Raw genomic sequence first — 22,797 nt, forward strand, 5'->3', positions numbered from 1 at the left:
CGAGGCTTCGAAATTGGTTTACCCCTTGGGGTTACCCAAGCAGAAGGTCATCTTCGGGTCCGGGACGACGCGGAAGCCGATCGCGCCACCGGCCGAATCGCAGAGGAATTCGTCGGCCTGGCCGTCGATCCGCTTGGTCACCTTGAAGGAGGCTTCCGGGGCGGTGCAGGCGACGAACTTGTACCCGGTGGTGGCGCTCTCGTTGTAGCAGGCGCCTTCCTTGAAGTTGGGCGTCAGGCACAGGAACGCGGTGGTGCCGCCGTTGAGGGTCTCCTCGTAGGAGGTCTGCTCCTCCTTGCAGTCGACCTTCTTGTCGTTGACCTGCGCGACCTGGTAGACCGCCTTCTCCGAGGAGCAGGCGATCGGCTCGGTCTTGGAGTCGACCGCCGAACCCTCGATGACGTTGATGCAGTCGCCGACCTTCGCCTTGGCGGTGTCGGACTTGCTGGCGTCCTTGATCATGGAACACCCGGTCACGGCCAGCGCCGCGACCGCTACCGCCACCAGGGCGAGCACGAGACGCACGACGAGTCTCGTTCCTGCGAACTTCACTAGCGAAAACCTTTCTCACCGAACAGGTTCACGGCTGCCGTGAACGCGGTGAGCGTACCCGTGCGAGACCGGCTACCGCATCAGCATCGTGGGGGTATGTCAGATGGCGGTCATCCGGAGCCCGCCCATGGCCATCATCGAGAGGTTGAGGATGGTGGGCAGCAGGCGGGTGAGCATTTGCACGGCAAGAATGTTGGTCTCCACGAAGTTCCCTCTCAATTTGGGCGCATGTCCAGAAGTGGCGCCGTGCACTCTACCGTCGAGCACACGCGAGTCGTTACACAAGTGCATCAACAGTTTTCGAACCCGGGCGGCTGATCTTCACCGTGACCGGACCCGACCCGGCGGCCGTCACCGTCACCATCCGCGCGCCTGGCGCCGAAGTGACGGTGCCGCCGTCCACCCGGACCAGATAACCAGCCGGATAGTGCAGATCCGAGACATAGATATCGGTGGCACCGGTCCCGGCGGATGGCGTGTACCGATAGCCGAAATCACCATTGGCGGGATCGAAGGCCAGCCGGCCCGGCGTGCCCGCGGTCGCCTGCGGATAGGTCCGCACCAGCTGCCGTCCCAGCTCCCCGGTGAACGGATCCGGCTTCGGACCGCCCGCCCCGAAGCGCGAGGAGTAGTGCCAGTACTGCCACCCGATGAACCGCGCATCGGCCCGGGTCAGGGTATTGCTCACCACCGTGGCGTCGCCGTCGCCGAATTCGGTCACCAGGGTGGGCAGCTGGGTCCGCGCGGTGAAGGCGTCGATATTGCCCCAGGTCTTGTCCTGCTGCGGCGGGCACAGCGCGCGCAGGAACTCGGGCAGGCCCAGGTAGATGGCGAGCTGACTGGGGATGCAGTAGTCGTGCGGCGCGAAGGCGATATTCGGCGCGGTGATCGGCGGATTCTTGCCGAGGTTGGTCGGCATGGTCTCGTTCCAGGTGACGTTCGGTTCCCAGAAGACGTTCACCGCGCTGTCCCCGGCACGCACCGCATCGGTCAATTTCTGCATGGCCGCTTGATATTTCGTATCGAAGCCGGGGCAGCCGTTCGGGAAGCAGGACAGGAAGGCCGACCCGGGCCACGGCTCGTTCATCAGCTCGATCCCCAGCACCCCGGGGTGTCCGCGCAATCGCCCGGAGAGGGCGCCGAGTGCGGCGCCGAGGTAGTCGAGCACGCCGTTGCTGTTGTTCCACACCTCGTCCCAGCCGCGATTCATGCTGGGCATCAGGTAGTACAGCGGGAAGCCGACATTCGGCTCCAGCGCTCCGGGCCGGCTCTGTATCGACCATTCGGGAAAACCGTTGCCGCCCCAGACTTTCGACAGGCCGTCCTGGTGATTGTCGAGCAGCGTGTGGATCCCGTGGGCGGCCAGGGTGTCCACGACGGTGGCGACGCGATCCAGATAGGCGGTGTCCACGATGCCCTTGCCAGGCATCAGACCGTCGAAGGAGACGCCGAGGCGCACGGTGTCGAACCCGTGCCCGGAAAGCAGCGCGGCATCCTCGGCGGTCAGGGTGAAGCCGTCGCCGAGCTCCACGTACGGCGCGTCCTTGTCCACGTTGTTGACGCCGTGCAGCAGCATCACCCGTCCGCTTTCGTCGACGAACCGACCGCCCTCGATGTGTAGCCGCCCGCTCGCCTCGGCCTGCGCCGGTACCGGCCCCATCAGCAGCGCGCCGGCGAGCGCCGTCACTATTCCCACCGTCCATCGCCTGTTTCGTGATGACATGGGCACCCCTGTTCAGTATTAATCAAACGTCCAAATGGACAAGCGTCCAGCTTTGCGGGTGATCGTAGCCACAGAAACTCGGGTCTTGACCACGTTTCGCGAATCTCGATGTTGCACCACAGGCCGGGCTGTCGGTGCCATCGGGAACAATGGACCACGGCCCGTTCGAGGCCGGACTCACCAGGAGGTGCCGTGACCGACGGTCCGCTGATCGTTCAAAGTGACAAGACGCTGCTGCTCGAGGTCGACCACGAGTCGGCCGGCGCCGCGCGTCAAGCCATCGCGCCCTTCGCCGAACTGGAGCGCGCGCCCGAGCATGTGCACACCTATCGCATCACTCCGCTGGCGCTGTGGAACGCGCGCGCCGCGGGCCACGACGCCGAGCAGGTGGTCGATGCGCTGGTGAACTTCAGCCGGTACGCGGTGCCGCAGCCGCTGCTGGTCGACATCGTCGACACCATGGCGCGCTACGGGCGGTTGCAGCTGGTCAAGCATCCGGCACACGGTCTGGTACTGGTCAGCCTGGATCGCGCGGTGCTGGAAGAGATCCTGCGGCACAAGAAGATTCAGCCCATGCTGGGCGCGCGCATCGACGACGACACCGTCATCGTGCACCCCTCGGAGCGCGGGCGGATCAAGCAGATGCTGCTCAAGGTGGGCTGGCCGGCCGAGGACCTCGCGGGCTACGTCGACGGCGAAGCGCATCAGATCGATCTGGACTACGACAGCAGCGACTGGCACCTGCGCGACTATCAGGAACTGGCGGCCGATTCGTTCTGGGCCGGCGGGTCGGGCGTGGTGGTGCTGCCGTGTGGCGCGGGCAAGACCATGGTGGGCGCGGCGGCCATGGCCAAGGCCAAGGCGACCACGCTGATCCTGGTCACGAATACCGTGGCCGGGCGGCAGTGGCGGCGCGAGCTGCTGGCGCGCACCTCGCTGACCGAGGACGAGATCGGCGAGTACTCGGGTGAGCGCAAGGAGATCCGCCCGGTCACCATCGCCACCTATCAGGTGATCACGCGCAAGACCAAGGGCGAGTACCGGCATCTGGAGCTGTTCGACAGCCGCGACTGGGGACTGGTCATCTACGACGAGGTGCACCTGCTGCCCGCGCCGGTCTTCCGGATGACCGCCGATCTGCAATCGCGGCGCCGGCTCGGCCTGACCGCCACGCTGGTGCGTGAGGACGGGCGCGAGGGCGACGTCTTCTCGCTGATCGGCCCCAAGCGCTACGACGCGCCGTGGAAGGACATCGAGGCGCAGGGCTGGATCGCTCCGGCCGACTGTGTCGAGGTGCGGGTGACGCTCACCGATGCCGAGCGCATGGCGTATGCCGTCGCGGAGCCGGAGGAGCGCTACAAGCTCTGTTCGACGGCGCGCACGAAACTGCCGGTGGTGGAGTCGATCCTGGCGCAGCACAAGGGCTCCCCCGCGCTGGTCATCGGCGCGTACCTGGATCAGCTGGACGAGCTGGGCGAGCATCTGAACGCCCCGATCATCCAGGGTTCGACCCGCACCAAGGAGCGCGAGGAGCTCTTCGACGCCTTCCGGCGCGGGGAGATCCCGGTGCTGGTGGTCTCCAAGGTCGCCAACTTCTCCATCGACCTACCGGAAGCCTCTGTGGCCGTCCAGGTTTCGGGCACCTTCGGTTCCCGGCAGGAGGAGGCCCAGCGCCTGGGCCGGCTGCTGCGCCCGAAACACGATGGCGGCCAGGCTCACTTCTATTCGGTGGTGGCACGTGACACGCTGGATGCCGAATACGCCGCGCACCGGCAGCGTTTCCTTGCGGAGCAGGGGTATGCCTATCGCATCACCGATGCGGACGACCTGCTGGGGCCGGCGATAGGATAACTGGAGGATTAGCCTCCGGAAGGCGAGGGGAACGCACGTGCGACGCTTCGAATTCGCGGTTGACCGTGAGCATGCCAGGGCGGTCAACGAAGTAGTCGCCGACCTGCGGCGGCTGCGGGTGCTCGCGATCGGGGTGGCGGTGCTGCTGGGCGTCGGCACGGCGTTCCTGGTCTGGCTGAATCACCCGTGGTCGTATCTGCTGGCGGTGGCCTTCCTGCTGGGTGCGACGACGGCGCTGTTCATCGGCTTGTGGACCCCGTACCGGGGACGGGTGGAAAGGCTGTACGCCTCGGGTGAACTGGTGCCCGCGGTGGTGTCGGAGACCAACGGCAAGGGCGCGACCCTGCTGGCCCTGATCGATGTGGCCAAGCCGAACACCGACGGCCCGCGCTACGCCCTGGTCACCCGGACCGTGCGCTCCCTACCCGGCCACCGCGCCCGCGAAGGGGAACGCGTCCCCGCCGTCACCGTCCGCATCGACCGCGCCCCCGGTTCGGTCGGCGACCTGTGGCAGTCGGTCAGCGCCATGCCGATCGCCTGGGGCACCCGGGACCTCAACATCATCGCCCGCGCCCGCACCGCCATCCGGGAAGTCGAATGGCAGCTGCTGACCGACAATCTGGACCTGGCGGCCAAGGTGCGGCGAGTGGACGCCAAACGCCTGCTCCTGGACCCCCGCCAACTCCCCGAAGAGCTACGCGGATAAGACGCCTTCGCCACGAAGAACCGGCCTTCTCGCGCTCGGCATTTCGACGGAAGTCCGCGAGAACCCGAATCGGGATCGCGGCGGAACCCGCGAATCCCGCGGTTGGGGTTTCAGGGGAACCCCTGAGAGTCCAGAGAGTTTGCAATTCCGGAGAGTTCGTAATCCCAGCGAATTCGCTTGCGCTACTTCGTAGAATGATTCGATGATCCCAGCTTCACACCTGCTGGCGTTCGTCGTCGCAGCAACCGTCATCATCGTGATTCCCGGGCCGGGGGTGCTTTTCGTCATCGGCCGGGCACTGACCGACGGTCGGCGGGCGGCCCTGTTGTCGGTGGCCGGGCATGCGATCGGCGTGCTGGTGGTGTTGTGCCTGGTCGCGGCCGGGCTCGGCACGATCCTGGCGGCCTCGGCCGTCGCGCTCACGGTGGTGAAGCTCGCGGGCGCGCTCTACCTGGTCTACCTGGGTATACAGGCGATTCGCGAGCGCCGCTCGCTGCGCGAGGCACTGATGTCCAAGACCGAGACCCTGCGTGGGCGGCGGCTCTTCCGGCAAGCCATCCTGGTCGGCCTGTCCAACCCGAAGGCCATCATCTTCTTCTCCGCCGTGCTGCCGCAGTTCGTGGATCCCGATTCCGGCCCCATGCCACTGCAATTGCTCATTCTCGGCGTCATCTTCCTGCTGATCGCCATGGTCTCCGACAGCGCCTGGGGCCTGGCCGCCGGCATCGCGCGCGAATGGTTCGCACGCTCGCCCAAGCGCCTGGAGGCGGTCGGCGGCGCGGGCGGCGTCATGATCATCGGGCTGGGCGCCAGCGTGGCCGTGTCAGGTACGAGTAACTGATAAAACCGGCGGCTAGGCTCGCGGGGGCAGCGGATCGCGGGCGAGAAGGGTTGGCCGAGCATATGAGGCACGGGTGGCGGCGGTACACGATGCTGGGCGCCGCGCTGCTGGCGGTGGCGAGTACGGTTCCCGCGCAAGCGGATACGGCCGACCCGTTCACCGGTGCGCCCGGGCTGGACGACCCCTACTACCCGCTCGACGGTAACGGCGGTTACGACGCCAAGCATTACGACGTCACCATCGGCTATGCCCCCGACACCCATGTCCTCACCGGATCGACCCGCGTCGAGGCCACCGCCACCCAGGCCCTGCGCACCCTGAACCTGGATTACAGCGGTCCCGCGGTGTCCAAGGTGTCGGTGAACGATCTCCCCGCCTGGTTCGACCGCACCGGCGAACACGAGCTGGTGATCACCCCGTTGCTGCCGCTGCTGCCCGGCCTGCCCTTCACCGTCCAGGTCGAGTACGCGGGCGAGGTGACCTCCACCGAGGGCGAAGGCTGGGTGCTCTCCCCCAGCGGGAGCGCTTTCGTTGCGGGCGAACCACACTCGGCGACCAGCTGGTACCCGCTCAACGACACCCCCATGGACAAGGCCACTTTCAGCCTGCACGCCACGGTGCCGCAGGAGTGGGAGGTGGTGTCGATCGGGGTCCGCACGGGTGACGCGGTGCGGGGCGGCAGCCGCACGGTGGATTGGGAGATGCGCGCGCCCGTCATCGGGTACCTGACCACCATCGCCATCGACCGGTTCGAATTCCTGGAGCAGCGGGCCGCCGACGGCACCCCGTTGCTCAGCGCTTTCGCCCCCGATGCGATCAAGGCGCGCGAGGTGGAGTCGCGGCTGCCGGAGATCCTGGCTTTCGAGGCCGAGCTGTACGGCCCGTATCCGTTCGAGGCCGGCGGCGGCATCTACGTCGATTCCGACCTGCCGTTCTCGCTGGAAACCCAGTCGCGCCCCATCTACGCGCCGTGGACCGACCTGAACACGGTGGTGCACGAGATCGCCCATCAGTGGTGGGGCGACTCCATGTCCGTGCAGCAGTGGTCCGATATCTGCCTGAACGAATGCTTCGCCAGCTATACCGCCGACTACCTGTGGAAGGAACGCAAGGAGGGCGAGGACGTCGACCAGCAGTACCGCGACACCGTCGCCAAGTACCGCGACGAGCCCAGGTTCTGGCAGTACGCGCTGGCGAATCCCGGTGTGGGCGACGAGTTCACCTCGGTCTACTCGCGCGGCCCGCTGTTCCTGCACGCCCTGCGCCACAGCATCGGTGACGAGGTCTTCTTCCCCGCCGTCCGCGATTTCGTGACCGCGCACAAGTACGGCAACGCGTCCATGCCGGAGTTCCGGAAGTTCCTGCAATCGCGCACCCAGCACGACCTGACCGGTTTCCTGGCCGCCTGGCTGGACCGCACCGAGCCGCCCGCCGACGAATACCTCTACCCCGGCACCCTGCGCCCCTGACCCGCCGGGCGGGCCACGACATTCGCTAGGCGGGCAGCGGCCGCGCCCGATCGCCGGCCACCAGCACCGCCATCGCGCCCAGCACGGTCCCGGTGACGTAGCGCTGCGCCCGCAACCAGAGCGGCCGCCCCGCAAGGAAACTCGCGACCCCGCCCGCCCCGACCACGATCAACGCGTTGACGCCCAGGGCGATGACGATCTGCACCGACCCCAGGCACAGGCTTTGCAACCACACCCGCCCCTGCTCGGGCGCGACGAACTGCGGAATCAACGCCATATACATGATGGCGATCTTCGGATTCAGCAGATTGGTCACCAGCCCCATGGTGAACAACCGCCGCACCGGATCCGCGGGCAGCACATCCGGCGTGAACACCGAAACCCCGCCCGGCCGTACAGCTTTCCAAGCCAGCCAAGCCAGATACCCCGCCCCGGCCAGCTTCAACGCCAGATACAACGCCGGCACCGCCGCGAACACCGCCGTGATCCCCACCGTCGCCGCGGTCAGATAGACCCCGAACCCCACCGCGACCCCCGCCAGCGACACCATCCCGGCCCGCCGCCCCTGCGACACCGTCCGCGACACCAGGTACATCATGTTCGGCCCCGGCGTCAGCACCATCCCCAGCGCCGCCGCCGAAACCCCCAGCACAGCCGTAATCCCGATCACAATCCGCCTCTCCGCGACTTCAGCGGACGGCTGAGAGCCGCCGTCTCGAGCTGTGCACCCGTTCCTGCGGTCGGGCGGATGCCCGAATTCAGGACGTACCCTTCTCGACCGAAATCAGTTGTCGCTGAGGGTGACGAGGGTATCGCCCGTTGATCCTGCCCTGCCCTGCCCGCCCTGTCGCGATCCAGTTCCGCACCACTGGCTCGGTCGACAATGCACCGCTCAGGCCGGGGCGTGGGCGGCTCGCAGGCGGCGGACGCCCTCGGCGAGGGTCTCCTCCTTCTTGCAGAAGGTGAAGCGGATGAGGTGGTTCCAGGACGCCTTGTCGTCGGCGAAGACGCTGACGGGGACGGCTGCGACGCCGAGGCGGGCGGGGAGTTCGCGGCAGAAGGCGTAGGCGTCGGCGGCGCCGAGGGGGGTGATGTCGGCGCAGACGAAATAGGTTCCGTCGCTGCGTTTTACGGCGAAGCCGGCGTCGCGGAGGGCGGCGGAGAGGCGGAGGCGTTTCTCGGAGATGGTGTCGCGGAGAGCGGCCACCCATTGCTGTTCGTTTTGCAGCGCGTGGGCCACGGCCGGCTGGAAGGGGCCGCCGCCTACGAAGGTGAGGAATTGCTTGGCGGTCAGGACGGCGTCGAGCAGCGGGGCGGGGGCGCAGGCCCAGCCGATCTTCCAGCCGGTGACGCTGAAGGTCTTGGCCGCGCTGGAGATGACGACGGTGCGGTCGAACATGCCGGGCAGCGTGGAGATGCTGATGTGCTCGTGACCGTCGAAGTAGAGGTGCTCGTACGCCTCGTCGGACATGACGATCAGATCGTGTTCGATGGCGAGCTGCGCGATGGCGGTCAGGTCGGCGCGGGACAGCACGGCGCCGGTGGGGTTGTGCGGCGTATTCAGCATCAGCAGCCGGGTATTCGGGGTGATGGCGGCGCGCAGGCTGTCCAGGTCGAGCGCGAAACCGTCGCCGTCCGGCACCAGCCGCGCGGTGCGGCGCTGAGCGCCGGCCATGGCGATCGCGGCCGCGTAGGAGTCGTAGTACGGCTCGATCAGCACCACCTCCCGGCCGGGCTCGACCAGACCGAGCACGGTGGCGGCGATGGCCTCGGTGGCGCCGACGGTAACCAGGACTTGGCTGTCCGGGTCGTAGTGGGTGCCGTAGCGCCGCGCCCGATCCGCCGCGACGGCCTGGCGCAGCGCGGGCACGCCCCGCCCGGGCGGGTACTGGTTGAACCCGTCGGCGATGGCCTGCCGAGCCACCTCGAGCATGCCGGCCGGACCGTCCGAGTCCGGGAATCCCTGCCCGAGATTGACCGCGCCGTGCCGGACGGCGAGCTCGGTCATCTCCGCGAAAATGGTGGAGGCGAAGGGGCGCAGGCGGGCGACGGTCGGTATCTGCGGCATGTCCGGAGAATAGTCGACGGATGCCGCCGCCTCCGGCAGCCCGCAGCCGCCACGACACCATAGCGAACGGCTATTTCCACCTTCGCGCCGCGCCGTGCGGAGCACGCCGCACATGATTCGGCGCGGTCGCGAAACTCGCGGCCGCGCCGGTCATTTATCGGATGCCGCCCCCACGCCAGTGGCCACCCCGCCAAGTCAGTGCGGCACCCGAATGCCCTTCAGCTTAGCCGGATTGACCAGATCGTAAGCGCCCCAAATTTTTCCGTCTTTCACCGTGAAACCGAAGACCCGGGTGGGCGTGCCGGTGTACCCGTCGCCGGATGCCCGCTCGTGCACCAGCAGCCCCAATTGCCCGTTCACCAGCACGAATTCGACCGCCGCGGCCAATTGCGCCGGATCGCCGATCCCGTGCAGCCGCTGAATGCCGAGCCACAGCCGGGCCACCTTCTCCGGGCCCGCGACCACATTGATCGCGGTGGAGGTGGTGCCGCCCGCGTCCCCGACGCTGTGCACCTCCGGATGCAGCAGCGCCACAACGGCATCCATATCCGCCCGCTCCAGCGCGCCGAGCAACTGCCGCACCAGCGCTTCGTGCTCCTCGTCGGCGACGGGTTCGGGCGTCCGCGCCGCGGCCTTGCGCGCCCGCACCGCCAGCTGCCGCGCGGCATCGGCCGAAATCCCTAGAATCGCACCGATTTCATCGAACGGCACCGCGAAGCCCTCGTGCAGTACGAAGGCCACCCGCTGCGGCGGCGTCAGCCCGTCCAGCACCACCAGCGCCGCGAATCGGTAGTCCTGTTTCCGTACCAGCGCCGCCAGCGGATCCGGTGAACCGGAGGGTTGCCACGCGGTCACGATCGGCTCCGGGAGCCATTGCCCCACATACTTTTCCCGGCGCGCCGACGCGCTGCGCAACCGGTCCAGGCAGATGCGCGAGACCACCGTGGTCAGCCACGCCCGCAGGTCCTCGATCTCGTGCTGCCGCGCCACCGCGAGCCGTAACCAGCTCTCCTGCACCGCGTCCTCGGCATCGGCGACGCTGCCGGTCAACCGGTAGGCCACCGAGAGCAGATGCGGCCGATTGGTTTCGAACAGATCGGCGAGAAGAGCGGCTACCACCGACCGAATGCTACGGATATGGACGAACACGACCGCCACCGGTCTCGGAAACCCGCTACCCCGGGCCCGATTCCCATGCCAGCATGACTCGATGGACCCGCACGCCCTGACCGACGGAACGGTGTGGCTGTCGCCGCCGACCGTGCTGGATATCGATGCCATCACCGCCTGCTGCCAGGAGCCGTCCATTCCGGAGTGGACGACCATGCCGTCCCCCTACCATCGCGCCGATGCCGAGAAGTTCGTCTACGACTTCGTCCTCTCGGGCTGGGCCGGCGGTTCGCCCACCTGGGCGCTGCGCCGCGGCGAGGCGGAACCGGTGGTCGGCATGATCGGGTTGAGCCATATCGATTCGCGGCGCGAGTCGGGTTCGGCCGAGGTGGGGTACTGGATGTCGGCGGCGGCGCGCGGCTCGGGCCTGATGACGCGCGCGCTGAATCTGGTCTGCGCGGCGGGTTTCGAGCGTTCGTTCCTGGCGCTGGAGCGCATCGAATGGCGCGCCATCGTGGGCAATCACGCCTCCGCGGCGGTGGCGCGCCGGTGCGGTTTCCGCTACGAGGGCCTGCTGCGCGGCGGTTGCGTGCAGCGCGGCGTGCGCCGCGACAGCTGGATCGCCGGTCGTCTGCGCACCGATCCGCCCGGTCCCGCGCCGGACTGGCCGGCGGGAGTGTGAGGGGTGGCCAGGTCATTCCGGGGTGGCCGTTGATACGCGTCCGGCGCACCCCCGCCGGACTGGGGGTGCGCCGGACGACTGGCGCGCGTCGAACCGCTTGCGGGCGAGGGTTTCTCACCCCGCGGACGAGCGCGGGTCTATTTCAGGCGGTCAGCTCGCGGCGCGCGGCCACGGCGTCGGCGAGCCGCTCGAGCTGGGTCGCGGTGACGTCCCAGTCGATGCAGGCATCGGTGATGGACTGCCCGTAGGTCAGCTCCTCCGGGTGGCCCAGGGTCAGGTCCTGGCGGCCCGCGACGAGGAAGCTCTCCATCATCAGGCCGACCACGCTGGTCTCACCGGCCGCGATGCGCTCGGCGATATCGGTGACGACATCGACCTGCTTGTTGTGGTCCTTGTTGGAGTTGCCGTGCGAGGCGTCCACCACGAGACGCTCCGGCAGCGACGACTTCTCCAGGCGCAGCAGCGCTTCCGCGCAGGATTCGGCATCGTAGTTGGTGCCGTTGCTGCCGCCGCGCAGGATGACGTGGCAGTCCGGGTTGCCCGCGGTGCGGATCAGCGCCGAACGCCCGTCCAGGTCGGTGCCCGGGAAGACGTGGCTGGCCGCCGCGGCGCGCACGCCGTCGACCGCGACCTGCACGTCACCGTCGGTGCCGTTCTTGATGCCGACCGGCATGGACAGCGCCGAGGACAGCTGCCGGTGCACCTGGCTGGCGGCGGTCCGCGCGCCGATCGCGCCGTAGGACACCAGGTCCGCGATGTACTGCGGGGTGATCGGGTCCAGGAACTCGCACGCCACCGGCAGCCCGAGCCCGGTGATGTCGACCAGCAGCCGGCGCCCCAGCACCAGACCGGTATTGATGTCGAAGGATCCGTCCAGGTGCGGATCGTTGATCAGGCCCTTCCAGCCCAGCGTGGTGCGCGGCTTCTCGAAGTACACGCGCATCACGATGTGCAGCCGGTCGCCGAGTTCGGCGGCCTTGACCGCGAGGCGGCGGGCGTAGTCGATGGCGGCTTCGGGATCGTGCACCGAACACGGGCCGACGACCACCATCAGGCGGTCGTCGTCGCCGTTGAGTACATCGACGGTGGTCTTACGACCCGCGCGCACGGTATCGGCGAGCACATCGTCGATGGGGTGGGCCGAGCGCACCTCACGCGGCGACAGCAGCGGGCTGACGCTCAGGGTGCGCTGATCGTCGAGATCGGCATGTTTGTCGAGATCGGCGAGAGTCATGATCGTGGGTTCCTGTTCTCAGGCCGGCCCACGGAGATTTCGTGGTGAAAACCCTTGCTGCCGGTCTGTGTTCGTCCGGCTCGGGGTGGAAGAGGTCAGCGCGAGGTCACGCCGCTCGGCCCACCCGGGGCCGGCTGGCTAAACCAGAAATACACGCGCTGCATGGCGGCGACTGTACCAGAGATGACACAGCGTGCGTATGACGTGCGACACCCGGGCGAACAATCACCGGGAAACCCGTCCCATCAGGTGGGATTCAGGAAACGATGTAGTGCAGGATCACGTCGTGTACGTGCCGGGTCTTCTCGTCGCCGCGGAACTGCACCTCGTAGGTGTGATGCCCGGTGCTGATGGCGATCTGCCCCGAGGAGAACCACTGCCCCGCGAACGATTTGTTGGCCACCACGCTGACGCTGCTGATGCGCGAATACGGGATCGAGGTGATGGCCACCTTCTTACCCACGAACGAATTGTCCTGAATGATGACGCGGCGATCGGTCAGCCCGAGGAACCCGGTCCCCACCCCGATCGCGTCGTAGACGGCAATGATCTGTTCCCCCGGCAGCAATCCGTTCTGGATCTTGTCCAGCTGCTCCCGCCGGTCATACGGGATGTTCATGTCCCCCAGCGTATTCCGATCTAGCGGCGGGTGAAGGGGAAGCTGACTTTGGTCAGCTGTTCGGAAAGCTCCCAGAGCCGGCGGGCGGTCACCTCGTCCCGCGCGGCCGCACTGGAGGAGGACCGGCCGGGATGCCCGCGCAGTCCGCGCAGTCCGGTCGGGCCGTAGAACTCGCCGGGCTCCACCTCGGAGGTGGCGGCGAAAAGCGCTGGCAGCGCACCCATTTCGGCGCTCTGCGCGAACAGCCTGTTGCCGATGGACAGGAACACGTCCTGGAAGGATTCGGTGTGCCCCTGGAGATCGGTCGCGGCGTAACCGGGATGCGCGGCCACCGAGAGCTTCGGTGAACCGGCGGCGGTGAGGCGGCGCTGGAGTTCGAAGGTGAACATGAGATTGGCCAGCTTGGACTGCCCGTACGCGGCCCAGCGCTGATAGTTGCGGCGCTCCCAGTTCAGATCCTCGATATCGATGCGGCCGATGGCGTGCATCCCGCTCGACACCGTGACCACGCGTTCGCGGATCTTCTCCAGCAGCAGCCCGGTGAGCGCGAAATGGCCGAGATGGTTTGTGCCGACCTGCATTTCGAAACCGTCGGCGGTGCGCTTGAGCGGTACCGCCATCACCCCGGCATTGTTGATCAGCACATCGGCCGAGTCGATGCCGTCGGCGAATTCGCGCACCGAGGCCAGGTCGGCCAGATCCAGGCGGCGCACCTGCACGCCCGCGCCGATCCGGTCGGCCACGCCGCGCGCCTTCACCTCGTTGCGGCAGGCCATGATCACCTGCGCGCCGGCCCCGGCGAGCGCCCGCGCGGTGGCCGCGCCCAGCCCGCTGTTGGCCCCGGTCACGATGATGGTGCGCCCGGTCTGATCCGGGATGTCGGCGATGTCCCAACCACTCACCCGATCGAGTCTAGGGGTGGGCGGCGCTCACCGCCGGGTCTCCGTTTTCCGGTTTCGATGCCACGAAGTAGCCGAGCGCTTCGCAGGTTTCGCCGCAACGGCGTGTCCACCCTCGGATAAACCATTGCTACCAGCTGAAACAGGTACCGTCCGCGCTATGGACACGCTCATAGTCGCGGGGTTGCTGACCGTGGTCTACCTGATCTGGAATCAGGGATCGCGGCGTTCGATGCTGACCGCCTGGTGGATCGTCGCCCTGGTGACGGGCGCGCTGCTGAAGTACCACATCACCAGCAGCCTCGGATTGGGGCTGACCTGGTGAGCGAGGCCGATATCGAGATCGAGGCCGGCCATGCGCGCGGTGGTGCGCTGGGGCAGTTGCAGTATTGGCTGGCAGTCATTTTCGTGGTCGGCTGGACCGGCGTGGTCTGCGGCGGGCTGGCCGTGCAGTTCGGCAATTGGGAATATCCCTGTCCGCTCTGCATGATTCAGCGCTACTTCATGTTCCTGGCCGCGCTCGGCGGGGCCTACATCGTGCGCAAGGGCATGACCGGGCTGATCGCGCCGCGCGATTACGCGGTCGGCTGGGGCCTGGCCATCGTGGCCTGCTTCGGCGGCGGGTTCACCTCGTGGCGGCAGACCATGCTGCACATCCTCCCCGGCGACCGGGGGTACGGCGGGGCGGTACTGGGGCTGCATCTGTATGTGTGGGCGTGGATCCTCTTCGTCGCGGCGATCACGACAATCGGTGTGGTGCTGTCGTTTTCGTGGTCGACGGCCGGCACGGTGATTCCGGCGTCGCCGCATCGGGTGATCGGGAAGCTCGCTATCGGTTTCTGCGCGTTGATCCTGGTGGTGAATCTGGTGGCGGTACTGCTCCTGGAGGGCTTCCACTGGGTGCTCCCGGACGATCCCGCCTGCTACAAGTTCTTCTACGACCTCCATATCCTGAAAGACGGTTGCGTGCTGCCCGCTGCGGGCTGACGGGTCAGGAGAGCGCGAGCACCTCGTCGTCGGACATGGCGGCGACCTCCAGGTAGAGGGCGGCGATCCGGGCCAGGCGGCCGGTCGCACCGGCGCGGCGCTCGCGCTCCAGCAGGCGTTCGGCGAGCCCGGCGACGGTGCGGGCCGCGAAGAAGTCCGAGACCACCGTGTCCGGCGATTCCAGCCAATCGCGCACCCGGGCCACGACGGCGGTGGCGAGCACCGAATCGCCGCCGAGGGCGAAGAAGTCGTCGGTCACGCCGACCCGGTCGCGCTCCAGCACTCCGGCCACGATATCGGCCAGCGCGCGTTCGGGATCGGTTCGGGGAGCGACGAATTCCCGCTCGGACTCGTCCTCGCCCAGCAAGGCCAGGATCGCCTTACGATCCGGCTTGCCGTTCGAGGTGAACGGGAGCTCGGGCAGCAGTTCGAGGCGGGTGGGAATCATGTAGGCGGGCAGCAGGTCCGCGGCCGCGTCGAGCAAAGCCGTTGTCTCCAGGACGATTCCATCGTTGGCTACCACCACGGCGGCGAGTTTCGGTGCGGCCGAGCCGATTACGGCGGCAATGGCGTGGCGGACGCCGGGCAGGGCGCGCAGGGCGCTCTCCACCTCGCCGAGCTCCACCCGGTAGCCGCGGATCTTCACCTGATGGTCGGCGCGCCCCAGGAACTCCAGGGTGCCGTCGGACAGGTACCGCGCGAGATCGCCGGTGCGGTACCAGTTCACGCCCTCATGGGTGACGAAGCGGTCGGCGGTGCGCTCGGGGTCGCCGCGATAGCCCGCCGCCACACCATCCCCACCTATCCACAGCTCACCGGTCACCCAGTCCGGGCAGTCGTGATCGGAGGGGCCGACCACCCGGCAGCGCACATTGCGCAGCGGCGTGCCGTAGGGCACCGCCGACCATTCCGCCGGAACCTGTGCGTTCACCACCTCGCAAATGGTGGAGTGGATGGCGGTCTCGGTCGCACCGCCCAGACCCGCGAACCGGCAGGCCGGAGCGACGGCGGCCAGGCGCGACGGCAGCGCCACATCCACCCAGTCGCCGCCGAGGAGCACCGTGCGCAGGCTGTCGAGGGGCTTGCCCGCGGCGGCTTCCAGGGTCATATCGAGCAGGCTCGGCACACAGTTGAGCACCGAAACCCGGTGCCGCCGCAGGATCTCCACCCAGCGGGCGGAATCGCCGCGCTGCTGTTCATCCACCGCGACCACCGCGCCGCCGGCGCTCAGCAGACCGAAGATGTCGTACACCGAAAGATCGAATTCCAAGGCGGACAATGCCAAGGCGCGATCCGCCGCCCCGACCTCGAACCGCTCGTTGAGGTCGTCGATGGTGTTCATGGCCGCCCGATGCGGCACCTCCACGCCCTTCGGTTTGCCCGTGGAGCCCGAGGTGAACAGCACGTACGCGATCTGCTCGGGATCGGGAAGCACCGGCTCCGCCAAGGGTTCCGGGAACACCCGCGCCTGTGACAGCGGTATCGCCCGCACCTCCGGCACCTCGCCGCCGGCGGTCACGATCGCGACCACGTCGCCGGTCTTCAGGATTTCGGCCCGCCGTGCCGCCGGCTGATCGAATCCGACCGGCACGTACACCGCGCCGGCCGCCAGCACACCCACGGTAGCCAGAATCTGCTCCGGTCCCTTGGGCAACTGCACAGCCACCGAATCGCCCGGTTGCACCCCAGCGGCGCGCAGCGCACCGGCCACGGCCAGCGCCTCCGCCGCCAGCCCGCCGTAGGTCAGCGTCCGGATCACACTGTCCGACAGCGCATTACGACCGCCATTGCCGGGCTCCGCACCGTGATCGGCACCCTCCCCGCCGTCCACCGAAGAGTCGGAACCGGCCGGTTCAATGTTTGCCGACGCGAGCGCATCGACCCGGGATTCCCAGATCACGGCGGGCGCATCGGGGTTCGCAGCGGCGTGCGCGAACAGCCCGGCATGCAGGGCACGCCCGCTCACCGGCCCATCGGTAGCGTTCACCTGGGCGCGAATGACCGCCTGTTCCACCGGGATCCGGACCGCGGCATCCGCCTCCCAGCCCGCGTCACCCGCGGTCGGGGCGGCGTCGTCGGAGCCCGCGAGGCGCAGGACGGCTTCGATGTAGCGGGCGAACATGGTCTCGACCATGGTCGCGGGGAAGGCGTTCTCGCGGACGTCCCAGTTCAGCAGGAGGCCGCCGCGGACCTCGGTGACCTGGGCATCGAGGAGGACCTGCGGGCCCTGGGAGATGATCCAGACCGGGTCGCCGAAGGTGGCGGTGACCTGGTCGCCGAAGAGCTCGCCGAGGTTGATGGCGCTGGTGTAGACGATGGGCGCGAGGATCGGCTCGCCGCGATGGCGGCCGAGGTCGCGCAGGACCTCCAGGCCGGAGTAGGCGGAATGCGCTCCGGCGGAGTGCAATTCGCGCTGCAAGGCTTGGGCGCGCTCGGTGACGGTGGCGGGCTCGGTGACGTCCACCTCCAGCAGCACCGAGGAGGTGAAGTCGCCGATCACGCCGTCGACCTGCGGGTGCACCGGTTCGCGGTGGAACAGCGGGAGATTCAGCAGGAAGCGGCGCTGTGCGGACCAGCCGCCGATGGTTTCGGCGAACACCGATGCCAGCGCCATGGCGGGGGTGAGCCCGCGCGCATGGGCATTGGCGAACATGCGCGCCTTCGCCTCGGGCGACAGCCAGCGATGGAATCGCACGGTGCGGGCGACGGCGTCCGGAGTCTCCAGTGCACGCGGAAGTTCGGGCGCGCCGGGCATTTCCGGCAGTCGTGCCTGCCACCATTCGCGATCGGCCGCATGCTCGGCGGCGGGCGCGGAGTGCTCCGCGAGGTACTGCCGGAAGGTGTAGTCCTGCGGCGGCAACTGCTCACCGTGGTAGAGCCGTGCCAGGTCGGCGATCAGGATGCGGTAGCTCATGGCGTCGGCGGCCAGCATGTCCACATCGAGGTGCAGGCGGGTGCGCCCCGCGGGCAGCAGGGTCAGGGCGATGTCGACGACCTGCCCTTCCTCCACTGCCATCAGCTGATGAGTCCGCTTGTCCCGCAACTCCTCCAGCACCCGCTCGACTTCGGCAGCGTCGGCGGCGCGCAAATCGGTGACGCTCCACACCGAACGGCCCGGTCGCTCCAGAGTTTGCTGGGTACCGTCCGGCAGGAACCGGGTGCGCAACATCGGATGCCGCCGCACGAGCGCCTCGACAGCCGCACCGAGCCGCTCCGGGTCCACACCCGCACCGTCGAATTCCACATACAGATGCGCCGCGACCGCCCCGAGCTGCTGCCCGTCCGAGCGCCCGATCCAATACGCGTGCTGCATCGGCGCGAGCCCGAACGGCGTCCCGTCATCCGGAATCACCGCCGCAACATCGAATTCCGCTCCCGTTGAGCCGGAGACCGAATCCGTGCCCGCCGCGTCCTGCGAATCCGCGGCAGCCACCGCGAGATTCGAGTCCGGAGCCGCGGCGCTGGAGCCCCGCCGCGCGGCACCGGAGGCCGAATCCACGGCCGCCGCACCGGGCGTCGAACCGAGCGCGGAACCGGCCGCGCCTACGACGGTTCCGTGCTCGGCCGGGGCCGGTGCGGCGGCCGTGCCCGCGTCGCCGCCATCGACTGCGGCGTTGTCCCCGCCGAGCATGCGATGCCAGGCGGCGACGGTGGGTTCGGCGGCGAGCTGGGCGAAGTTGACGGCGAGGCCGCGCTTGCGCCAGGAGCCCGCGAGTTTCATGGTGCGGATGGAGTCCAGGCCGAGCTGGATCAGGTCTTCGTGGTCGGCGATGGCGTGCGGTTCGAGACCGAGGTGGCCGGCGACGGCCGTCCGGATCTCATCCTTGGCGATGCCGTCGCCGCTGCCGCGACCTGCCGGTAGGCCCTGTGCCGACTCCATTTCCGCTGGTGCTCCTTGTCTGTGGCGGCGGGCGCGGTGTCCGGTGCGAGAGCGCGCGCCGCTGGCGATCCGGCCTGAACCGGACTTGTCGAGCAGCAGCCTAACCCATTGATATAGGGTTGCCTAACCTTTGTAAACGCACCCTTATTCGCTAGAGGCCAGAGCTGTGACATCGATTTCCACCGCCACCGCGCACCATCGCGACGGCTTCGTCCCTTTCCCGACCGAGCTCGCCGAGCAATACCGGGCAGCCGGGTACTGGGCGGGGCAGCCGCTCGGTGAACTGCTGCGCGCGGCGGCCCGGCGGTGGCCGGAGCGTCCGGCACTGCTCGCCGCGGACGGCGGGACACCGGTCACCTACGCCGAACTCGACGCGACCGCCGACCGGATGGCGCACGGGTTCGCGAAACTCGGCCTGGCGCCGGGCGATCGGGTGGTCGTCCAGTTGCCCAATGTCCCCGAGTTCCTGCCGACGCTCTTCGGCCTGCTGCGCGCCGGCATCATTCCGGTGCTCACGCTCCCGGCACACCGCCGCGCCGAAATCGAGCATCTGACAAGGCTTTCCGAGGCGGTCGCGTACATCGCGGCGGATCGCTCCGGCGACTTCGACTACCGCAAGCTGGCCGCGGAGGTGCAGGCCGCGGTCCCGACCCTGAAGCACGTACTGGTGCACGGCGACCCGGGCGCGCACATCGCCCTGAATTCCATTCCGGCCGAGGGTGATTCCCTCCCCGAGGTTGACCCGAACGATATCGCACTGATGCTGGTCTCCGGCGGCACCACCGGCCTGCCCAAGCTGATCGCCCGCACCCACGACGACTACACCTACAACGCGAAGGCCAGCGCCGAGGTGTGCGAGCTCGGCCCCGAGGACGTCTACCTCGCGACCCTCCCGGTCGCCCACAACTTCCCGCTCGCCTGCCCCGGCGTGCTCGGCACCGTGGCCACCGGCGGCGCCATGGCCTTCGTCACCGATCCCAGCCCGGAGAACGCCTTCGCCGCCATCGAGCGGCACGGCGTCACCGTGACCGCCGTGGTCCCGCCGCTGGCCCAGCTCTGGTCCGCCGCGGTCGATTGGGAGGACGCGGACCTGTCCACCCTGCGCCTGCTCCAGGTCGGCGGCGCGAAGCTGGCCGAGGTGAACGCCCGCGAGGTCACCCCGGCCCTGGGCTGCCGCCTCCAGCAGGTGTTCGGCATGGCCGAGGGCCTGCTCAACTACACCCGCGCCGAGGATTCCGACGATATCGTCGCGATCTCCCAGGGCCGCCCGCTCTCCCCCGCCGACGAGGTCCGGGTGGTGGACGAGGACGGCAACGACGTCCCCGACGGTGAGGAGGGCGAGCTGCTCACCCGCGGCCCGTACACCCTGCGCGGCTACTACCGTGCCCCCGAACACAATTCGCGCGCGTTCACTCCCGACGGCTTCTACCGCAGCGGCGATCTGGTGCGGCGGCTGCCCAGCGGCCACCTGATCGTGTCGGGCCGGATCAAGGACGTGATCAACCGGGGCGGCGAGAACATCTCCTGCGATGAGCTGGAAGAGCATCTGCTCGCCTACCCGGGCGTCCGGCACGCCGCCGCCGTCGGCCTGCCCGATGCCTCGCTCGGCGAAAAAGCCTGCGCCGTACTGGTAGTGGAGGGCGAGATGCCGACGCTGGCCGCCATCAAGACCTTCCTGACCGAACGCGGCCTGGCCACCTACAAACTCCCCGACGTGCTGCGCCGGGCCGATGTACTGCCCGTCACCGCGGTCGGCAAGATCGACAAGAAGGCGCTGCGCGACGCCTGACGCAACTCTGGCACCGCTCACCGGAGTCATTGCGGCCGTGTGCATTCGATCACGGCCGTTCGGCACGACAGCGCCCGGCTCACGTCATAGAGTTTGTCTATGGGTGGGTGGAGCACGACGGATATCCAGGATCTGACCGGTAAGACCTACATCGTCACCGGAGCCACCAGCGGCCTGGGCGCGGCGACCGCGCACGCCCTGGCGGCGGCGGGCGGACAGGTGATCATGGCCTGCCGCAACGAGGTCAAGGGTCACGCGGTGGCGAAGACCATGAACGGGCTGGGCCAGGTGCGCACGCTCGACCTGGCCGACCTGCACTCGGTGCGCGCCTTCGCCGACTCCGTCGAACACGCCGACGTGCTGATCAACAATGCCGGTGTGATGGCGGTGCCGTACAGCCGGACCGCCGACGGTTTCGAGATGCAGATCGGCACCAACTTCCTGGGTCACTTCGCGCTGACCGGGCTACTGCTGGACCGGATTTCGGAGCGGGTGGTGACGGTCTCCAGCCTCACCCACCTGATCGGGCGGATCGATCTGGAGGATCTGAACTGGGAGCAGCGGGCGTATCAGCGATTCGGGGCCTACGGGCAATCCAAGCTGGCGTTGCTCATGTTCACCTACGAGCTGCAACGCAGGCTGACCGCGGCCGGCAGCGACAAGCTCGCGGTGGCCGCGCATCCGGGGTACGCCGCGACCGAGATCAATACCAAGTCCCAGAACTTCCTCGAGACCTTCATCGGACTGGGCAATCGCCTCATCGCCCAGAGCGCGGAAATGGGGGCGCTGCCAACGCTGTACGCCGCGGTGGCGGACGCGAAACCCGGAGCCTTCTACGGTCCCGAATGGTTCGCCTGGCGCGGTCACCCCACCCGCAACGCCTCCAGCAACGCCTCCCACGACGAGAAAACCGCCCGCCAGCTCTGGGAGCTGGCCGAGCGGTTGACCGGCGTCGAATTCCTCGACTGAGGCAGGGGACGGGGCTATTACGCCCGCACTACATACGGCGCGACGCTGCCCAGCTTCTCGCAGGTCTCCTCGAATTCCCGCTCGGGCTTGGATTGCCCGACCACGCCCGCGCCGGCGCGCAGCCACGCCCCCGCACCGGTCTGGTAGACCGCGCGCAGCACCAGCGTCGCCTCCAGCGCGCCATCGGGCGAAACCGTCACCACGGCACCGGAGTACAGCCCGCGATCGTCGTGGTCGAGGCGGAACACCGCATCCACTCCGGCCGCCTTGGGAATACCCGAGGCGGTCACCGACGGGAACAGCATCTCCAGGGCGTCCCACGGACTGCGATCGGCGGCCAGCACACCCTTGACGGTGGAGGCCAGGTGCTGCACGCTGCCGCGCTCGCGCACCGCCATGAAATCGGAGACCGCGGTGGTCTCCGGTTCGGCCACCGCCTCGATCTCGGCGAAGGAAAGCTGTACCGACAGCGCGTGTTCGACGATCTCCTTGGGATCGCGAACCAGGTCGGCGCGGGCCGCCATATCCACCTCGTCGCCGCGCCCGAAGGCCCGGGTGCCGGCGAGGGGTTCGGTGGTCACCACGCGGTCGCCGTCCACGGCCGCCACCAGTTCCGGGCTGAACCCGGCCGCTTCGAGGCCGCCGAGCCGCAGCAGGAACGAGCGCGCGGGCGTGTTGTTGACCCGCCCCAGCCGGTAGGTCTCCGGAACGTTCACGGCGAAGGGCAGATCCACCTTCCGCGACAGGATGACCTTCTGATACTTCCCGGAGTTGATCTCGGCGACGCCGGCCGCGACCCGATCCCGGTAACCGGTCGGATCGACGGTGACGTCCACCGGATGCGGCTGCGGCAGCGGGGTGCCCTGCGCCGCCGCGATCAGCTCGTGGATATCGGCGGTCTCGGTGGGCGTCGCCCCCGACACCCGCACCCCGGCCGCATCGATACGCACCTCGATGCGCGGAATCATCAAGTGCGCGAGGGTGGCTCGCGGATGCACGTGTCCGGTCGCGCCGAGCGACCAGGCGCAGAACTCGAAGCCGATCCAGCCGTAGGCGTTCCGGCGCTCCGGCATCCCCGCCAGCGCGCGATCCACGGCCTGCGCGGGGCTGCCGTCCCACGCTCCGGCGACGGTCTGCCCGTCCCAGCTGACCCGCAGCTCATCGGCATCGAGTTCGATGCCGCCGAGCGGATCGGCCGCGAACACCCACGCACCGGGCTGTTCGTAGACCACGTACTCGCCGAAGCGATCCGCTGCCGCCAATGCGGTCACCGCGGCCACCGGATCGGTGACGTGTTCACCCCACCGTTGTTCGCCCCCGGCTCGTACCCGCTCGTCCGCGACCGTCACCAGTCCTCCAAGGTTAGCTTTACCTTACTCACTGCGTGTGAGGTTAGCATTACCTTTCATATGCATGCG

The 22,797-nt window shown here is 68.3% G+C and carries 19 protein-coding genes; 9 read left to right on the forward strand and 10 right to left on the reverse strand.

Annotated elements, in window-relative coordinates; translation table 11 throughout:
- Positions 1–18: 18 nt before the first annotated feature.
- Positions 19–525, reverse strand: a complete 507-nt coding sequence (locus NI1_RS14220; protein WP_245663219.1) for an LppU/SCO3897 family protein — start codon at positions 523–525, stop codon at positions 19–21.
- A gap of 304 nt (positions 526–829) precedes the next feature.
- Positions 830–2,275: an endoglycoceramidase I gene (locus NI1_RS14225; RefSeq protein ID WP_067819834.1), complete on the reverse strand. Its 1,446-nt coding sequence runs from the start codon at positions 2,273–2,275 to the stop codon at positions 830–832.
- 192 nt (positions 2,276–2,467) lie between these two features.
- Here NI1_RS14225 and NI1_RS14230 point away from each other — a divergent pair, with 192 nt between their 5' ends.
- The 4 genes from NI1_RS14230 to NI1_RS14245 all read left to right on the forward strand — a co-directional run bounded on the left by NI1_RS14230 (position 2,468) and on the right by NI1_RS14245 (position 7,142).
- Positions 2,468–4,126 (forward strand): DNA repair helicase XPB, encoded by a 1,659-nt coding sequence (locus NI1_RS14230; protein ID WP_067819837.1) that lies wholly within the window; start codon positions 2,468–2,470, stop codon positions 4,124–4,126.
- Positions 4,127–4,163: 37 nt separating this feature from the next.
- Entirely contained in the window at positions 4,164–4,832 is a 669-nt protein-coding gene (locus NI1_RS14235) for a DUF3239 domain-containing protein (RefSeq protein WP_067819840.1), read from the forward strand.
- A 202-nt stretch (positions 4,833–5,034) separates the two neighbouring features.
- Complete coding sequence (locus NI1_RS14240) at positions 5,035–5,673, forward strand: LysE family translocator (RefSeq protein WP_067819841.1); 639 nt, start codon at positions 5,035–5,037, stop codon at positions 5,671–5,673.
- Between the two features lie 62 nt (positions 5,674–5,735).
- Positions 5,736–7,142, forward strand: a complete 1,407-nt coding sequence (locus NI1_RS14245; protein ID WP_067819844.1) for a M1 family metallopeptidase — start codon at positions 5,736–5,738, stop codon at positions 7,140–7,142.
- A 25-nt stretch (positions 7,143–7,167) separates the two neighbouring features.
- On the opposite strand, the gene NI1_RS14250 is transcribed toward NI1_RS14245, so the two are convergent.
- The 3 genes from NI1_RS14250 to sigJ all read right to left on the reverse strand — a co-directional run bounded on the left by NI1_RS14250 (position 7,168) and on the right by sigJ (position 10,329).
- Positions 7,168–7,812 carry a LysE family translocator gene (locus NI1_RS14250; protein ID WP_067819847.1) on the reverse strand — a complete coding sequence of 215 codons (645 nt, stop codon included), beginning with the start codon at positions 7,810–7,812 and terminating at the stop codon, positions 7,168–7,170.
- A gap of 222 nt (positions 7,813–8,034) precedes the next feature.
- Positions 8,035–9,210: a pyridoxal phosphate-dependent aminotransferase gene (locus NI1_RS14255; protein ID WP_067819849.1), complete on the reverse strand. Its 1,176-nt coding sequence runs from the start codon at positions 9,208–9,210 to the stop codon at positions 8,035–8,037.
- A gap of 195 nt (positions 9,211–9,405) precedes the next feature.
- Entirely contained in the window at positions 9,406–10,329 is a 924-nt protein-coding gene (sigJ, locus tag NI1_RS14260) for an RNA polymerase sigma factor SigJ (RefSeq protein WP_067820501.1), read from the reverse strand.
- 91 nt (positions 10,330–10,420) lie between these two features.
- On the opposite strand from sigJ, the gene NI1_RS14265 reads away from it, so the two are divergent.
- Entirely contained in the window at positions 10,421–11,002 is a 582-nt protein-coding gene (locus NI1_RS14265) for a GNAT family N-acetyltransferase (RefSeq protein WP_067819852.1), read from the forward strand.
- Between the two features lie 142 nt (positions 11,003–11,144).
- Here the strand turns inward: NI1_RS14265 and NI1_RS14270 are convergent, their stop codons facing one another.
- The 3 genes from NI1_RS14270 to NI1_RS14280 all read right to left on the reverse strand — a co-directional run bounded on the left by NI1_RS14270 (position 11,145) and on the right by NI1_RS14280 (position 13,757).
- Positions 11,145–12,236 carry a 3-deoxy-7-phosphoheptulonate synthase gene (locus NI1_RS14270; protein WP_067819855.1) on the reverse strand — a complete coding sequence of 364 codons (1,092 nt, stop codon included), beginning with the start codon at positions 12,234–12,236 and terminating at the stop codon, positions 11,145–11,147.
- 256 nt (positions 12,237–12,492) lie between these two features.
- A complete protein-coding gene (locus NI1_RS14275) occupies positions 12,493–12,855 on the reverse strand; it encodes a PH domain-containing protein (RefSeq protein WP_067819858.1) in 363 nt (120 codons plus the stop codon).
- 20 nt (positions 12,856–12,875) lie between these two features.
- Positions 12,876–13,757, reverse strand: a complete 882-nt coding sequence (locus tag NI1_RS14280) for an oxidoreductase (protein ID WP_067819861.1) — start codon at positions 13,755–13,757, stop codon at positions 12,876–12,878.
- A 157-nt stretch (positions 13,758–13,914) separates the two neighbouring features.
- Between NI1_RS14280 and NI1_RS37925 the strand changes: the two genes are divergently transcribed.
- Together NI1_RS37925 and NI1_RS14285 are read left to right on the forward strand one after the other, a co-directional pair.
- Entirely contained in the window at positions 13,915–14,079 is a 165-nt protein-coding gene (locus NI1_RS37925; RefSeq protein WP_157535123.1) for a DUF5993 family protein, read from the forward strand.
- Positions 14,076–14,741, forward strand: coding sequence for a disulfide bond formation protein B (locus tag NI1_RS14285; protein ID WP_067819864.1), 666 nt, complete (start codon positions 14,076–14,078; stop codon positions 14,739–14,741). The genes NI1_RS37925 and NI1_RS14285 overlap by 4 nt, the downstream gene beginning before the upstream one ends.
- 4 nt (positions 14,742–14,745) lie before the next feature.
- On the opposite strand, the gene NI1_RS14290 is transcribed toward NI1_RS14285, so the two are convergent.
- Positions 14,746–18,621, reverse strand: coding sequence for a non-ribosomal peptide synthetase (locus NI1_RS14290; RefSeq protein ID WP_067819867.1), 3,876 nt, complete (start codon positions 18,619–18,621; stop codon positions 14,746–14,748).
- Between the two features lie 166 nt (positions 18,622–18,787).
- Between NI1_RS14290 and NI1_RS14295 the strand changes: the two genes are divergently transcribed.
- Positions 18,788–20,410 carry a (2,3-dihydroxybenzoyl)adenylate synthase gene (locus NI1_RS14295; RefSeq protein WP_067819870.1) on the forward strand — a complete coding sequence of 541 codons (1,623 nt, stop codon included), beginning with the start codon at positions 18,788–18,790 and terminating at the stop codon, positions 20,408–20,410.
- Between the two features lie 99 nt (positions 20,411–20,509).
- Positions 20,510–21,379 carry an oxidoreductase gene (locus NI1_RS14300; protein WP_067819873.1) on the forward strand — a complete coding sequence of 290 codons (870 nt, stop codon included), beginning with the start codon at positions 20,510–20,512 and terminating at the stop codon, positions 21,377–21,379.
- 17 nt (positions 21,380–21,396) lie between these two features.
- Here the strand turns inward: NI1_RS14300 and NI1_RS14305 are convergent, their stop codons facing one another.
- Positions 21,397–22,728, reverse strand: a complete 1,332-nt coding sequence (locus tag NI1_RS14305; protein WP_067819876.1) for a salicylate synthase — start codon at positions 22,726–22,728, stop codon at positions 21,397–21,399.
- Positions 22,729–22,797 lie beyond the last annotated feature (69 nt).

The sequence above is a fragment of the Nocardia inohanensis NBRC 100128 genome, assembly GCF_001612945.1.
GTDB lineage: Bacteria > Actinomycetota > Actinomycetes > Mycobacteriales > Mycobacteriaceae > Nocardia > Nocardia inohanensis.